The organism is Ruegeria sp. BHSC276, assembly GCF_059612945.1.
In genome coordinates, this window is the sequence record NZ_JBXWRP010000006.1 from 295,248 (window position 1) to 310,497 (window position 15,250).

15 protein-coding genes and 2 pseudogenes are annotated in these 15,250 nt (G+C 57.3%); 11 read left to right on the top strand and 6 right to left on the bottom strand.

Features of this window, described 5'->3' with window-relative positions:
* Both AC2FMD_RS12275 and AC2FMD_RS12280 read right to left on the bottom strand, forming a co-directional pair.
* The gene (locus AC2FMD_RS12275) at positions 1-1,053 is read right to left on the bottom strand and encodes a DUF1214 domain-containing protein (protein WP_496795059.1); all 1,053 of its coding nucleotides are present in this window, start codon (positions 1,051-1,053) and stop codon (positions 1-3) included.
* Between the two features lie 317 nt (positions 1,054-1,370).
* Positions 1,371-1,952, bottom strand: a complete 582-nt coding sequence (locus tag AC2FMD_RS12280; RefSeq protein WP_496742812.1) for a hemerythrin domain-containing protein — start codon at positions 1,950-1,952, stop codon at positions 1,371-1,373.
* A 478-nt stretch (positions 1,953-2,430) separates the two neighbouring features.
* Between AC2FMD_RS12280 and AC2FMD_RS12285 the strand changes: the two genes are divergently transcribed.
* From AC2FMD_RS12285 to AC2FMD_RS12330, 10 genes and pseudogenes are all read left to right on the top strand, one after another.
* The gene (locus AC2FMD_RS12285) at positions 2,431-3,558 is read left to right on the top strand and encodes an MHYT domain-containing protein (RefSeq protein WP_496710953.1); all 1,128 of its coding nucleotides are present in this window, start codon (positions 2,431-2,433) and stop codon (positions 3,556-3,558) included.
* A 107-nt stretch (positions 3,559-3,665) separates the two neighbouring features.
* Positions 3,666-4,520, top strand: coding sequence for an FAD binding domain-containing protein (locus AC2FMD_RS12290; protein WP_496687173.1), 855 nt, complete (start codon positions 3,666-3,668; stop codon positions 4,518-4,520).
* Positions 4,521-4,532: 12 nt separating this feature from the next.
* Positions 4,533-5,027: a (2Fe-2S)-binding protein gene (locus tag AC2FMD_RS12295; protein WP_496742810.1), complete on the top strand. Its 495-nt coding sequence runs from the start codon at positions 4,533-4,535 to the stop codon at positions 5,025-5,027.
* Entirely contained in the window at positions 5,024-7,441 is a 2,418-nt protein-coding gene (locus AC2FMD_RS12300; protein WP_496684424.1) for an aerobic carbon-monoxide dehydrogenase large subunit, read from the top strand. Before AC2FMD_RS12295 ends, AC2FMD_RS12300 begins: the two co-directional genes overlap by 4 nt.
* 45 nt (positions 7,442-7,486) lie before the next feature.
* Positions 7,487-8,362 (top strand): AAA family ATPase, encoded by an 876-nt coding sequence (locus tag AC2FMD_RS12305; RefSeq protein ID WP_496742809.1) that lies wholly within the window; start codon positions 7,487-7,489, stop codon positions 8,360-8,362.
* Positions 8,359-9,546 carry a vWA domain-containing protein gene (locus AC2FMD_RS12310; RefSeq protein ID WP_496742808.1) on the top strand — a complete coding sequence of 396 codons (1,188 nt, stop codon included), beginning with the start codon at positions 8,359-8,361 and terminating at the stop codon, positions 9,544-9,546. The genes AC2FMD_RS12305 and AC2FMD_RS12310 overlap by 4 nt, the downstream gene beginning before the upstream one ends.
* Positions 9,543-9,782: pseudogene (locus AC2FMD_RS12315) on the top strand (XdhC family protein); the annotation flags it as partial. The gene AC2FMD_RS12310 and the pseudogene AC2FMD_RS12315, both read left to right, overlap by 4 nt.
* A 3-nt stretch (positions 9,783-9,785) precedes the next feature.
* Positions 9,786-10,325 (top strand): XdhC family protein, encoded by a 540-nt coding sequence (locus AC2FMD_RS12320; RefSeq protein WP_496742843.1) that lies wholly within the window; start codon positions 9,786-9,788, stop codon positions 10,323-10,325.
* Positions 10,318-10,926, top strand: coding sequence for a nucleotidyltransferase family protein (locus AC2FMD_RS12325; RefSeq protein ID WP_496742806.1), 609 nt, complete (start codon positions 10,318-10,320; stop codon positions 10,924-10,926). Before AC2FMD_RS12320 ends, AC2FMD_RS12325 begins: the two co-directional genes overlap by 8 nt.
* A gap of 110 nt (positions 10,927-11,036) precedes the next feature.
* Entirely contained in the window at positions 11,037-11,486 is a 450-nt protein-coding gene (locus AC2FMD_RS12330; protein ID WP_496684409.1) for an SRPBCC family protein, read from the top strand.
* A gap of 212 nt (positions 11,487-11,698) precedes the next feature.
* Here AC2FMD_RS12330 and AC2FMD_RS12335 read toward each other — a convergent pair.
* From AC2FMD_RS12335 to AC2FMD_RS12345, 3 genes and pseudogenes are all read right to left on the bottom strand, one after another.
* Positions 11,699-12,411 (bottom strand): annotated as a pseudogene (locus AC2FMD_RS12335) (IS6 family transposase).
* 53 nt (positions 12,412-12,464) lie between these two features.
* A complete protein-coding gene (locus AC2FMD_RS12340; RefSeq protein ID WP_496742804.1) occupies positions 12,465-12,872 on the bottom strand; it encodes a universal stress protein in 408 nt (135 codons plus the stop codon).
* 57 nt (positions 12,873-12,929) lie between these two features.
* Entirely contained in the window at positions 12,930-13,379 is a 450-nt protein-coding gene (locus AC2FMD_RS12345; RefSeq protein WP_496742803.1) for a phasin family protein, read from the bottom strand.
* A 200-nt stretch (positions 13,380-13,579) separates the two neighbouring features.
* Here AC2FMD_RS12345 and AC2FMD_RS12350 point away from each other — a divergent pair, with 200 nt between their 5' ends.
* Positions 13,580-14,752, top strand: coding sequence for a cation:proton antiporter (locus AC2FMD_RS12350; RefSeq protein ID WP_496682584.1), 1,173 nt, complete (start codon positions 13,580-13,582; stop codon positions 14,750-14,752).
* On the opposite strand, the gene AC2FMD_RS12355 is transcribed toward AC2FMD_RS12350, so the two are convergent.
* Entirely contained in the window at positions 14,753-15,160 is a 408-nt protein-coding gene (locus AC2FMD_RS12355; RefSeq protein WP_496686986.1) for a c-type cytochrome, read from the bottom strand. It lies immediately after the preceding gene.
* Between the last annotated feature and the right edge of the window lie 90 nt (positions 15,161-15,250).

The following is a 15,250-nucleotide window of genomic DNA, read 5'->3' on the forward strand; positions in this document are numbered from 1 at the left end:
TCAATTCACAGGTTGCGCAACGGGGAAGGTCCAGCTTCCATCTAGGACTTCCGGGCGGGGGCGATACAGGCGCACCACATAGTTCCAGCCCTCTGTGATAGGTAAGCAATTCACCCGCCCGTCGTCGCAGGCTCCAAGATGGATGGTCATGCTTCCGTCAGTATTCCGCGCGCCGGTGACGGAGTTGATGCTGTAGGCGTTCAGAGCGTTCGGTTCATAGAAGCCGTCGGCGTTATACATGCTAACCGACCAGAAAGCATCCACCGGCACGTTCTGCGGCACTTCGATCTTGTAGGCACCGACGGGCAGACCTGGGAAAAACGCCGGGTAGAATGCTTCCTCTTCCGGAAGCCCGCCCCAACCGGCTATCGTGCCAAGCATGTGACGTATGGGGTGGACGTTTTCCTTTTTGCCGAACATGCGGGAACTGTCTGGAACGAAACCAAGAGCACCGAGCGGCAGCAGCTGTTCGACTACCGCCTCAAAGGCGTCTTCATCGTAGTTTGGGGCCACGAACGCGTTCGAAGCGTTGGCCTCGATTGTCATTGCGTCCTGGATCGCATTGACAGCCGCCACATCCTCTTGGTTTGCGGCGTCGACAAGCACGCGGAGATAGACAATCACGTAAGGGGTGTCGAACGTTTCCATGTCGAGGGTATAGGTGCCGCCACCGAAGAACACCTCGTTTATGAAGTGATCCTGATTGACAACCATTGCCGTCATGTAGCGATCCGCAACGTCTGGAAGGATCAACGTCGCGCCCTCGCTTATGTCGACAACCGCGGTGCTGTAGAGCGTGTCGCGGTTCATCCGGATCGTCGGTTGGTTTTCGACCGGGGTCGGTTCCCGGAAGTGGAAAAACCGATTGATGCCACCCGCGAGCGACACGTATTTTTGAAGCTCAAGGTCAGTGGCGGCCCGAATGAAATTGTCCGAGGTGATCGGCACCTCCGCACTCTCGATCAGGCCCTCGAGGGTGTTCGTCGTCGTCTGCGCCTGCCCCGTTGTTCCGACCATCACTGCCAAAGCCAAGGCAGTTAGACTTACTCGCATCGCAACTATCCCCTCGTTCCATTGACAAGCCAATATCTACGTTTGACCTTAAAGTTCTTTAACCTGCGTCAAGCGCAACGCCTTAGGAACAAGCCCTTGGTTCCAATTTGCCGGTTCGTTGGACCGCTAAACGTTGCTGCGGCGAGAAATGCGTTTTTTTTGCTTTTGGCAGGATGCCGCCGAGCGTTTCTTGGCAGGGTCCGCTCTGCATTCGCAGTGTTAGCTCACAGATTTTTAACCGTTTTTTTGGCCGGTGACCGCTTTTCGGTTTAAAGAGTTCTTGATGACGACGATGGTTCGGAGTCTAAAAGGCACCTTTAGATCGACCCGAGATAGTACCCAATAGCCTCCGCCAATTCGGTTTCTTCGTAGCCGAAATGGGAGCGTACAACCTCTTCCAATTTCCGAAATATGGCGGCGGTCTTTTTGAAATTTGCATCGGAAGGGTCTTCCGCCAAAGATTCAGCCGCACGACCGAGGCGGATGATTAGCTCGTGGACCACCTCGTGCTCTGCCTTCAATTTGACCACAATCTCGCGGAACCTGTCTCCGCTGGCTGCCTCGATACGTGGAAACATATCAGCGCTTTCAATGTCGTGGTGGAACTTGAGCACCTGGCATTCGCGCCCGCAAAGCGATCCGAATACTCGAAAATTCTCAGCCATGTCGAGTGAAAGCACGATCTGCTTCAGGTGCTCAGGCGGCGTGTCCCCCGCTTCGATCCGGGTCAGGACGGCGCCGATTTGGGCCATCTCCATCAGATAATGTCGGTGGATCGCGGCTAGTTGTTGGCCTCGTTGACGGTGTATTTCTGTCGCGTCCGCCACCGGCGGCGCTTTCGGTCGGGCAGCTTCGTCGAGGCTGAGTTCATCCAGCAACAGGGTCGAAAGGTCAGTCATGATGGACAAGAAGAGCCTTGCTCACGCTGAGTCAAGAGCGTCTGCTTTGGGCTCAGAACTGTCTTTCGGCGCTGCGACGGTCCGAACTGCAGCCTGGCCACGCAAGCATACATTGACAAAATCGAGACAGCCTTTCGGTTTCAGTGGCGTAGCCTGATGCGCCGACATTCGACATTAGGAAGCGGTCTCTCGCGCAATTCGGGCTGACCGTCGGCACGGAGCCCAAAGCGGTCGAGCATCGGTACATCCAGCCGTTGGCACCAGGGTATCCATCCGTGGGCGCACGTTGCGGCGGTTGTTTCGCGCCGGGTACACCTTATAATCCTGAACTCCGGCATGTTGCGTCCTCTTTATGCTCCAGCAGGATCAATGCAACCGCCTCGGCGCCTATGGGTGCCGATTTGCAGTTCCGTGGAACGTGATCGCTCTGTGGCGAACGGCGTTTGCCAAATCGGGATTTCTTGGTCATTCTTAGTGAATGCAGATGCTGGAGTTCAGCCACGACCCAATTCTGGTGGTGATGTCCTGCGCGATGGCAATTGTCGCGGGGTTCACGGGCTTGTCGCTGACCCGAAACATGGCGGCCAAATCGACATCGCAACGCAAGATCGCGATTTCTCTTGCTTCCGTCGCGCTCGGTGGAGGCATCTGGTCGATGCATTTCGTGGCCATGCTCGGTCTGCAAATGCCGATCCCATATTACTATGATGCGGCCATAACGCTCGCCTCGGCGCTGATTGCCATATTGATCGTCGGCTGTGCACTGATTTTGTTGCATTTCACGGAACGTACGACGCCAATGATATTGGCAGCTGGCGGAATTGTTGGGCTGGGCGTCTTGGTGATGCACTATGTCGGGATGGCCGGGCTGCAACTGTGCAAAGCGGTATACACAGTTCCCGGTGTCGCGTTGTCCTCTGCCATGGCGATTGCCTTGTGCATGCTCGCGGTCTGGGTGGCCTATCAACGACGCACCAATTTGCACATCTTTCTTGCTACCGTCTGTTTTGGGCTGGCGGTCAGTTCCGTGCACTTCCTAGCCATGGCAGGAACAAATTTTGTTGCGGTACCCGTTCCTGGAGATTTTGGCCCGGGTATGAGCAACGAAACTTTGGCCATTGGCGTAGTATTGTCAGGCTTCGTGATTTTTGGTGCCTTTCTTTGGGTGAGCACGACCTATCTAGACGGGCCCGCGCAGCAATCCGAGGCAGCAAATGAAACGACGCCGGAAGCCATGCTGCCGCCCGAGGCGACTTTGCAAATTCCCTGCGAAAGGGAGGGAGCGAAAATCTACGTCGCACCTCAGGATGTCGCATTCGTCCGGGCAGACGGTCATTACACACAGGTCTACACGTGCAAGGATCGCCTGTTCTGCGTCTGGCCGATCACAGAGGCAACAAAGCGCCTTCTGAATGCCGGATTTGTGCAGACGCACCGCAGCTATCTGGTAAACCCCGAAAAGGTTGCCCGGTTTGAACGCACCAAAGACAAGGGTCGCTGTACCTTCAACGAACCGGAACTCCCGCCCGTCCCGGTCAGCCGGTCCAAGCTGAAGGATATTCAGTCGATCCTCTCGGGTGAACTGGGCGCAACTGGTGCAGCTTAAGGCGCATTTCGTGCAAAAACTGCGAAAATCAGTGGTTTTCTAAAGCCTGCGTATACCGATGGATGCAGGCTTCGCTCCAGCCAGAATATCAAGCAGGGAGGAGCGAGATGATTCCAGCGGCGTTTGAGTATTACCGCCCGAAAGATTTGGATGGGGTAATTGCTCTTCTGGAAGAACACGGGGATGACGCACGCGTCATGGCAGGCGGACACAGCCTGATCCCGATGATGAAACTTCGGATGGCGGACGTGCCCCATCTGATCGATCTGCAAGACGTTGCCGGATTGGGTGGAATCACGGTCGGCACAGACACCATCACCATCGGCGCGATGGTGACACAAGCCGAAATCATCGACCATACAGATCTTGCAAGCGCAGCACCCATCCTGCGCGAAGCGGCGTTGCAGATCGCAGACCCGCAAGTCCGTTATATGGGCACGGTCGGTGGCAATGTTGCCAACGGCGATCCCGGCAATGATATGCCCGGCCTAATGCAATGCCTCGATGCACAATTCACTTTGGTCGGTGCCGATGGCGAACGCACCGTTGCGGCCCGTGAATTCTATGAGGCTGCCTACATGACCGCTCGGGAAGACGAAGAGGTGCTGACCAGCATTTCGATCCCGGTGCCGCAAGGCGGATATGCCTACGAAAAGCAAAAACGGAAAATCGGTGACTACGCGACCGCCGCTGCGGCCGTGCAGATCGTGAAATCGGGCGGCACATGTGCGTCCGCTGCGATTGCGATGACGAACCTGAGCGACACACCGATCTACTCCGCGGCCGCCGCAGAGGCGCTGGTCGGCACATCTGTGGACGCGGACGCCATCAAGGCCGCCGTCGCCGCCATGATGGAAGACATCGACCCGACCGAAGACAACCGCGGTCCCGTGGCTTTCAAGAAACATGTGGCCGGCGTCATCCTGACCCGTGCCATCGAACGCGCTTGGTCGCGGGCCTGAGGGGGAACCAGAATGTCAAAGAAAATGCACATCGCACTCACGGTCAACGGCAAGGAAGAGGAGTTTCTGGCCGAGCCGCGTGAACTGCTGATTTACACCTTGCGCGAACGCCTGGGGATCACAGGCCCGCATATTGGATGCGAAACCTCGCATTGCGGTGCATGCACAGTGACCATCGACGGCAAATCGGTGAAATCCTGCACAATGTTCGTGGCCCAGGCCGACGGCAAGGATGTTACCACCATCGAAGGCATCGGCACACCAGACAGCCTGCATCCACTGCAGGAGGCCTTCAAGGAACACCACGGTCTGCAGTGCGGATACTGCACCCCGGGCATGATCACACGCGCCACCAAACTTCTGGAAGAAAACCCGAACCCGACCGAAGAGGAAATTCGGTTCGGCATGGCCGGCAATCTCTGCCGCTGCACAGGGTATCAGAACATTGTCAAATCCATCCAAGCCGCCGCGGCCGTGATGAATGCAGCCAAGGAGGCCGCAGAATGAAGGACGAAGTGGAAACCCGCGAAGACCGCGTCGCCAATCTCAAAGGGATGGGCTGCTCGCGCAAGCGCGTCGAAGATGCACGCTTTACGCAGGGCAAAGGCAACTATGTCGACGACATAAAGCTGGACGGCATGCTGTTCGGCGATTTTGTACGTTCACCTTTCGCACATGCGCGCGTCAAATCGATTAACACTGAAGAAGCCCTCAAGGTTAAGGGCGTTCTGGCGGTTCTGACCGCTGCCGATCTCGAGCCGCTGGGCCTGCATTGGATGCCGACGCTGGCTGGTGACAAACAAATGGTGCTGGCCGACGGCAAGGTTCTGTACCAGGGCCAGGAAGTGGCCTTTGTCGTAGCCGAAGACCGCTATGCCGCAGCCGATGGCATCGAAGCAGTTGAGGTCGAATACGAAGAGCTGCCCGTTATTGTCGATCCGTTCGAGTCGCTGAAAACCGATGTGGTTCTGCGCGAAGACCTCGACCCGACGGCCGATGGCGCGCACGGTCCCCGTAAGCATCCCAACCATATCTTCACATGGGAAGCCGGGCAGAAAGAAGCGACCGAGCAGGTCATCGGCGAAGCAGACGTCGTGGCCGAAGAGATGGTGTACTATCACCGGACACACCCGTGTCCGCTCGAAACCTGCGGCTGTGTGGCCTCCATGGACAAGGTCAATGGCAAGCTGACGCTGTGGGGGACCTTCCAAGCACCGCACGCCATCCGGACCGTGGTCAGCCTGATTTCCGGCATTGAAGAGCACAACATCCGTGTCATCTCGCCCGACATTGGCGGCGGTTTTGGCAACAAGGTGGGTGCTTATCCGGGCTATGTCTGCTCGGTCGTGGCCTCAATCGTGACCGGCAAGCCGGTCAAGTGGATCGAAGACCGAATGGACAACCTGATGACCACTGCTTTTGCCCGGGATTACTGGATGCACGGCAAGATCTCGGCCACCAAAGAGGGCAAGATCACCGGTCTGTGGTGCCACACCACGGCGGACCACGGTGGGTTTGACGCCTGCGCGGACCCCACCAAGTTCCCCGCCGGGTTCATGAACATCTGCACCGGGTCCTACGACATCCCGACAGCCTACTTGGCGGTTGACGGTGTCTATACCAACAAGGCACCGGGCGGTGTGGCCTATCGTTGCTCGTTCCGGGTGACCGAGGCGGCCTATTTCATTGAGCGGATGATCGAAGTTCTGGCGATTGAGTTGAACATGGACGCGGCCGAGTTGCGGCGGATCAACTTTATCAAGGCCGATCAGTTCCCCTATCAGTCTGCGCTGGGATGGGAATACGACTCGGGCGATTATCACACCGCCTGGGACAAGGCGCTGGCTGCAGTTGGGTACGAGGATCTGCGTGCCGAACAGGCACAGCGGGTCGAGGACTTCAAGGCCGGAAAAACCCGCAAGCTGTTGGGCATTGGCCTGACACACTTCACGGAAATCGTCGGCGCCGGTCCGGTCAAGAACTGCGATATTCTGGGTCTTGGAATGTTCGACAGTTGTGAAATCCGGATCCACCCGACGGGCTCTGCCATCGCGCGGTTGGGCACCATCTCACAAGGTCAGGGGCATGCCACCACTTTCGCCCAAATCCTGGCCAGCGAGATTGGACTTCCTGCCGACAGCATCACGGTCGAGGAAGGCGACACAGACACCGCACCATATGGTTTGGGGACCTATGGGTCTCGGTCGACGCCTGTGGCTGGTGCGGCAACCGCGATGGCGGGCCGAAAAATCCGGGCCAAGGCCCAGATGATCGCAGCCTATCTGCTGGAAGTTCACGACGATGACGTGGAATTCGACGTGGATCGGTTCGTTGTCAAAGGCGCGCCTGAGCGGTTCAAGACGATGAAAGAAATCGCCTTTGCCGCCTACAATCAGGCGATCCCAGGGATCGAGCCGGGTCTGGAGGCGGTCAGCTATTACGATCCGCCCAACATGACCTATCCGTTCGGTGCCTATATCTGCGTGATGGAAATCGACGTCGATACAGGCGAGCACGAGATCCGGCAGTTCTATGCGCTGGACGATTGCGGGACACGGATCAACCCGATGATCATCGAAGGCCAGGTCCATGGCGGCCTGACCGAGGCGCTGGCCATCGCGATGGGTCAGGAAATCGCCTATGATGACATGGGCAATGTGAAAACCGGAACGCTGATGGACTTCTTCCTGCCCACTGCATGGGAGACGCCCCATTACACCACCGACCACACCGTCACCCCCAGCCCGCATCACCCGATCGGCGCCAAGGGTGTGGGCGAAAGCCCCAATGTGGGCGGCGTGCCGGCGTTTTCGAACGCGGTGCATGATGCCTTCCGGGCCTTTGGTCTGCGTCAGAGTCATATGCCCCACGATCACTGGCGGATCTGGAAGACCGCCAATGATCTGGGCCTGCACGGCTAACAAGAGGGAGGAGGTGCGTGGTCACGCGCACCTCCACATCCAACTATGACTTGGACCGATTTACAGGGTGCCCTTGCAGGTGAAGGCTATGTCGCTTCCGCCGATCTGGCCGTGGCGCTGCATCTAGCACTGACACTGGGCCGTCCGCTTCTTCTGGAAGGCGCGGCGGGCGTTGGCAAAACTGAGGTTGCGCGCACTCTGGCTGCATCTCGCGGCACCCGCCTGATCCGGCTGCAATGCTATGAAGGCTTGGACGCGGCGCAGGCGATCTATGAATGGAATTACCAGCGCCAGTTGCTGAGCATCCGCGCGGCTGCCGAAGATGGCCAAACCGGCAAAGACGTCGAAGCGCGCATCTTTTCCCGCGACTTTCTGTTGGAACGCCCGCTGCTGGCGGCGCTGACCCAGGATGTTGCGCCGGTTCTGCTGATCGACGAGATCGACCGGGCCGACGAAGAATTCGAAGCCTACCTTCTGGAAATTCTGGCAGACTATCAGGTCTCGATCCCCGAGTTGGGAACCGTTACGGCCACGACACGGCCTATTGTGATCCTGACGTCCAACGGAACGCGCGATCTGTCTGATGCGTTGCGTCGTCGGTGCCTCTATACCCATGTGGATTATCCCGATCGCGCCACGGAGCTGGCGATTTTGAAGGCGCGCTGCCCCGACATCGAAGCGCATCTGGCCAACCAGATCGTGGGCTTTGTGCAATCCCTGCGCAAGGAAGAGCTGGAAAAGACTCCGGGCATCGCAGAAACACTGGATTTTGCCGCGGCACTTATGGGGCTTGGCCTTGCCGATCTGACGGCGGACCCGGCGATTTTGCAATCGACGCTGACCACGCTTCTGAAAACCCAGAGCGATCAGGCCAACATCACTACTGAAGTGGCCCAGCGCATCGCGGGACGCGCGGCGTGAGCCGGGTCACCAAATTCGCCGGGCGCGATCCTGGGCCGGCAGCACGCGTCGCCGGGTTCATGGCACATCTGCGCGAAAACGGACTGCGCCTAGGCGTGGCCGAAACGGATACGGCGCTTGCCGCGCTGAACGAAGTCGAAGCCGCCTGTCCAGAAAATGCGCGGCGGGCTCTAAAAGCGGTCTGTACCGGGTGCAAAGGCGACGTGGACGCGTTTGACGCGCTTTTCGACAGCTATTGGATGGACGCCGGACGCGTCCGGACAAAGGTCATGCCAACCCTATCGGCCCCCAGCGGTGAGGGCGTGCATTCGTCTAGAGATGCAAAGGGCGAGGACACCGGCAGCGCCGGATCCTCGACCGCGCCGGACACCAGCGATGGCGAGGGCGAAGCGGAAAGCGACGGCGAAGGCAAATTGATCGCCACCGAGGTGCGCAACCTGATGCGCAAGGACCTGCGAGACATCGTCCGCCCCGAAGACGTGGCCGAGGCCGAAGGCGTGGCACGCCGCCTGGGTGCGGCGCTGCGCGATCGCCGGTCCCGCCGCCGCATTGCCGCGCGCAAGGGCGATCGTCTGCATTTCCGCAAGACAATCCGCCACAGTCTATCGACCGGGGGCGAGCCGCTGAAGCTGTTGCGCAAGCGCCGCCCCGACCGGACCCGCAAGATCGTCGCGCTGTGCGACGTGTCAGGGTCAATGACTGTCTATTCACAGGTGTTTCTGGCCTTTCTGTCAGGGCTTATGCGCGCCGATACGTCTGCGGATGCGTATCTCTTTCACACGCGGCTTGTGCGCATTACCGAGGCCTTGCGGGACAAGGACGCGATGCGCGCCATTGGCCGGATGTCACTGATGGCGGACGGTTTTGGTGGCGGGTCCAAGATCGGGCCATCGCTTTTGCGCTTTGCCGATACCTATGCAAAGCGCTTTGTCGACGGGCGCAGCGTCGTGATGATCCTGTCCGATGGCTACGACACCGCGCCGCCGGACCAGATCGACGCCGCGCTGGCCAAGCTGAAGAAACGGGGCTGCAAGGTCATCTGGCTGAACCCACTGAAGGGATGGGCGGACTATGCCCCCGTTGCCAGCGGAATGGCGGCTGCACTGCCGCATCTGGACGTGTTTGCCCCCGCGAACACGCTCGGGGATCTGGCCGCTTTGGAAGGGGAACTGAGCCGACTATGACACCTGCTGAAATCCTTGACGGAGATCTTGCACAAACCGCAAAGGACCTGCGCGACCGCCAGCAACCGTTCGCGTTTGCCACGATTGTGCGCACAGCCGGGTCAACCGCTGCCAAGCCCGGCGCAAAGGCGCTTTTGAGCGCGGACGGTACCATCGTGCAGGGCTGGTTGGGCGGCGGTTGCACACGCGGTGCAGTCAAAAAGGCCGCGATTGAGGCTCTGCGCAGTGGCGCACCGCAGTTGGTTTCGGTCGCGCCCGAAGAGCTTTTGGCGGAAAAGGGCGTCAGTTCCGGAGAGACCATTGATGGCACCCGATTTGCCCGCAATGGTTGTCCATCACGCGGCAGCATCGACATCTTTATCGAACCCTGCCTGCCCATGCCTTTGCTGACTGTCATCGGTGCCTCGCCCGTGGCCGAAGCCCTGTCAGCGCTCGCGCGCGAGTTTCACTGGTCAGTGGGCTCGGACATTCCCGACAGCCCTGTCGCCGGCCAAAACGTCATTATCATCGCCACACAAGGCCAGGGTGATCTGGCCGCTCTGGAACGCGCATTGCTGTCCAAACCTGCGTATATCGCCTTTGTCGGGAGCAAACGAAAATACGGCGCGCTGTCAGACAAGTTAATCGCGAAAGGCATAGATCAGGCCGACATCCGCGCGGTCAAAGCTCCCGCCGGTTTGGACATCGGAGCTGTCACGCCCGAAGAAATTGCACTCTCCATTCTGGCGGAACTCGTCAAGGTTCGGCGCTCGAACGTGAAACGGGACGACGATGACTGAAACGACGGCAATATTGCTGGCCGCAGGTCTGTCGCGGCGCATGGGTGCGCAAAACAAGCTATTGTTGCCAGTTGATGGCGTCCCGATGATCCGCCATGTCACCCAACAATATCAGGCGGCGATTGATGGCCCCATTCTGGTCGTTCTCGGACACGATGCGCACTTGGTTAAAGAGGCGCTGGACGGCACCGGAGTGGACACCGTTTTCAATGCAGACTTCGCCGCTGGCCAGTTTACCTCGGTCGCGGCGGGCTTGCGGAATGCTGTTGATGCTCAGACGCTGCTGATCGGGCTGGGGGATCAACCTCTGTTGTCCAGCACCGATATCCTCGCATTGCTCACGGCGCATTACTGTGCCGACCCCGACAAGATCTCTTTTCCTGTTCATCAGGGTAACCGCGGCAACCCCTTGGTTGTGCCGCGATCTTTGCGCGCAAGGCTGTTGCAGGATCCAAAGAGCCCAGGCTGCCAAAAGTTCACGCGCGCCAATGCCGATCTGGTTCAGGAACTGCCCCTGCGTACGCCCGGGCTCTTTATCGATATCGACACGCCCGAAGCTTACCAGACCCACTGCCTGCCCATGAAGGAGGTTGCAGCATGAACACTCTAAGCCGTCTTTGGGCAAAAATGACTCGATCCGTCGAACTCACCCCCGTGCAGGCCGACCAACAGGCCCGCATAAAATTTCCCTGCTGCTAAGGAAGAAGACACATGGAACTTGCTGACGAAATCAGAATTGACGCTCCCAAGGCCGAGGTCTACGCCGCGTTGAACAACCCGGAAATCCTTAAACAGTGCATTCCAGGCTGCGAAGAATTAATAAAGCATTCAGACACCGAACTTGAAGCCAAGGTTGTGTTGAAGGTCGGACCCGTCAAGGCGCGGTTCAGCGGCAATGTTACGCTGAATACCGACGGCGCGCCGGATGCGTTTTCGCTCACCGGTCAGGGCAATGGCGGAGCGGCGGGTCATGCCAAGGGCGGCGCAGACGTGACTTTGGAAGACCAAGACGGCGCGACCCTTCTCAAATACACTGCCAAAGCAGATGTTGGCGGGAAACTCGCCCAACTGGGCAGCCGACTTATCCAAAGCACTGCCAAGAAACTGGCGGCAAAGTTCTTCAAGTCCTTTGCGGATGTGATGGCTAAAGAGCACACTTGATCAAGCGTCACGCGTCGCAAAGCCGGAAACTGACACATAGCCTCCAGAGCCCAGCTCGCGACGCTGGTATGTTTGGCAAATATTATGCTCAAGCAACGGGAAACGTGGGCTTTGGGTTGTAGGTTTCGTACGTCCAATAGTCTTGAACCTAGCCCCGAAGGTGCTGTCAGACGAATGCGAACCAGTCTCAGTTTGCCACGGAAACCGCGAACCTATCCGGAACAAAGTTGACGCCACTCGCTAAGAGCAGCGGCCCAGTTCAGCTTGAAGGAGTCTCTGCTGGTGAGCGATCTTTCTTGGTTGCAGTGGTTGTAACGGAGAGATGGAGGGCGTCGAAATTCTGTAAACTTCGCATGCGCCTGAAACGTTGCATGGCGCGTTCACGCCGTCGAAAAGGAAGGTGTGAATTCTCGACGCGGTTGTTAATCCACCTGCCCGTCTGTTGCTTTTCGAGCGCGCCCATTTCTCTGAACGCAGCCTTGTAGGAAGGGAATCGATCTGTGACGACCTCCTCGGCGCAACCGTGCCGCTTCATCAATTTCTTGAGGAATTTCAGTGCTGCAGTCTTGTTTCGGCGTTTGGTAACGATTGCTTCCAGCACTTCGCCCTCACGATCAACGGCCCGCCAGAGGTAGTTTCTCTTGCCATTCACCTTCACGAAAACCTCGTCCACGTGCCACTTCCATTTGGTGTAGGCTCTCAATTGCTGAACACGCTTTCTTCCGATCTCAGCAGCAAACTTTGGGCCAAACCTGTTCCACCAATACCGGACAGTTTCGTGGCTCACGTCGATGCCTCGCTCGTGCAACAAATCTTCGACATTCCGAAGCGAGAGCGGGAAACGAATGTACAGCATCACTGCAAGGCAGATGATCTCGGGACTGGTTTTAAAGTATTTGAAGGAGGCAGGTCTGGACCTGGGCAATAGCTACGCAGCACCCCCGCCCCACTCAAGCAAAGTTCTTCTGACAAGACCGCTCAACGAATTACATGAACCGAGCACCTGGCGTGATGCACGACTCTGTTCGCAGTGGAACCTAAGAAAACGTCCTCAAAACCAGGCTTGTGCGAAGCCAAGACGATGCAATCCGCGTCGCTCTCATTTGCGCAGTCGACAATAGCCCTACCCGCGTGACCAGAGATGAGCCGAACCTTCGCGCCTGGAATTTCAGAAGCAGTTTGATGCAGGTTTTCCAAGATTTCATGCCGCGTATTGGCAAGTACTTCGCTGGGAATCTGAGACGCTACATACGCCGGAATTGGTTCTTGGACGTGTATCACGGTGAATACAGCGTCCGCATCAGCCAATTGGCGCGCGGCTTCAAACGACGCTTGTGTGTCGTGTTCTTGGTCCAGAGCAACCGGGATCAGGATATTCTTGTACATTTGACCGCCTATCTACTGCTCCGGTGATTCCAGTTTGGTTCCTCGGCAGCAGGAAACCTAAACAGGCTCAGACTTTGACGATTTCCCCGCGCTCTTTGTAGCGGCTACAACCTCATCAACTGTTTTCTCAACAGCTTCAGCTTCGGTTTCAGCGACATAAGATGCACAACGGAACACGGTTTCGAACCATTCCTGAATGTCAGCAACCAACCGCTCCGCCGAATGGCGCTGCCACTCCGCCATGCTCTGAAGGGCTTTGGAGGGATCGGACGGGTTCGCGGAAGACACATTTCGTGCAGCTTTTAGAGCCGTCCGGACCGCCTCATGACGCCGTTCGAACCAATGCTGTGCAAAGGCCTCTGTTTCTTCGAGCAATTTTTCTTGTGCGTCCCAAAACTGTTCGATCTGGGCACCGAAGGCCGGATTGCCAGACATGGGCGGCTGCATTTGCTTGAAAACATCCACAACTGAGGTCGGGCTATTTGTGCTAGATTTCTTTCTCGGCATCGAAAATTCCTCCTCATTTCCTGAATAAGCTATTGTGCCACCTGCGGCATGCTTTCGCCTTAATACAGATCAATTACGCTTATCTTTAGAACTCTCGGCTTAGACCGCGACAGGGCACTCACATTCTCTCCGACATCGGTTCCTAGAGGGCAGTGTTGGAGTTAGAGTAGTCTAGACAAGAACTTAACGCTTGGTTTTCTATGCACATTGCCGGCTTTCTGATTACCCTTGGTATCCTCTTCCTTGCCGGATTGGCGGCCGACCAACTTGGCCGGGCCACGCATTTTCCTCGTGTTACAACCTTACTTTTCCTCGGTCTGATCGCCGGGAACGCCGGAATGGGGTTGATCCCACTCGACGTCGCAATGTGGTTCGACGAGATATCGATTGTAGCCTTGACGATGGTCGCATTCCTTCTTGGAGGATCTTTGACATACGAGAACCTGGTACGGCATGGCCGAGCCATTCTGACGATTTCGATTTCAATCGTGGTTGCAACCCTTGTTATTGTGCCTGCTGGACTGACCGCAATCGGCGTACCCTTCGGGTTGGCGTTAGTGTTGGCGGCGATTGCTACGGCTACAGCTCCGGCCGCCATGACAGACGTGATCAAACAATCTGGGGTGTCCAACAGCTTCACCGAGACATTAAAGGGCGTTGTCGCAATTGATGACGCTTGGGGTCTGATTGTTTTCAGCATCGCCTTGGTTCTGGCCGGTCATTCGGACGGTTGGGCCACTGTCACGACCACAGCGATGTGGGATTTCGGAGGGGCTATTTTGCTGGGTTGCGCACTAGGCGTGCCATCCGCTTACCTGACCGGCCGCTTGAAACCGGGGGAGCCAACGCAAGCAGAAGCAGTGGGCATAGTCTTTCTTACAGCGGGCCTCGCGCTTTGGCTGGAGGTTTCCTTCTTGGTAGCAGGCATGGTTGCGGGCGCAGTTATCGGGAATCTTGCCCGCCATCACGACCATGCTTTTCATGAGATCGAGCACATTCAGTGGCCATTTATGATCCTGTTCTTCCTGTTGGCTGGCGCCACGTTGGAAATTGAAGCCTTCGGCTTGATGGGCTGGGCTGGTGCTCTTTTCCTATTCTTGCGTGCCGTGGCCCGACTTGTCGGAGGTTACTGCGGAGCAATACTGGGCGGCCTGCCTCGCCGTCAGACCCGCTGGTACGGTACCGCTTTGTTACCACAGGCCGGTGTCGCGGTAGGAATGGCCCTTGTAGCCGGAGAGCAATTTCCGCATTGGGCCGCGTTGATCATGGCCTTTACTCTAGCCAGTACTGTGGCCTTCGAGGTGTTGGGGCCGCCGTTGACTCTCATGTCAATCAGACGAACGGCTGACGCGGATGAGCAGATTGGTCAGTGACTATTCAGACTGGATCGATTCAAGAAAGGCGAGCAAATTCGCCAACGGCAGGCCTACCATCATAGATTGCCCATTAGGTAGAGCCACCGCGATTTTTTGGTCTGTCTCAAACACCGCGCCAAAGATTGGCATTTCGCCCCCATGGGCGAGCAATTGTGAACGACCATCAATCTGTTCAGCTATGCGAACTATCGGAAACACACCGTCGTTTTCGCCCGCCAATTTGGTAAGGTCGGGTGTTCGAATAGCCAACATTTCGGCCATTGGCCCGTCTCCGGTCGCTTCGAAACCGTGACATTGCCAGCAATACGTCCGGTACAAATCACTTCCCGCACTGACGCTGACCTCCTGTGCTAGTGCAGGCCCGGTGACTAACAGTGCCAGTAAAATCCCTCGATAAACCTGCATATTCTCCTCCAAATCGCTGCCACTAATGAAGATCTCATTAAACAGTATAGCTAAGGAACGTCTTTGACCTTGCTCATGTTGTCCGCACCA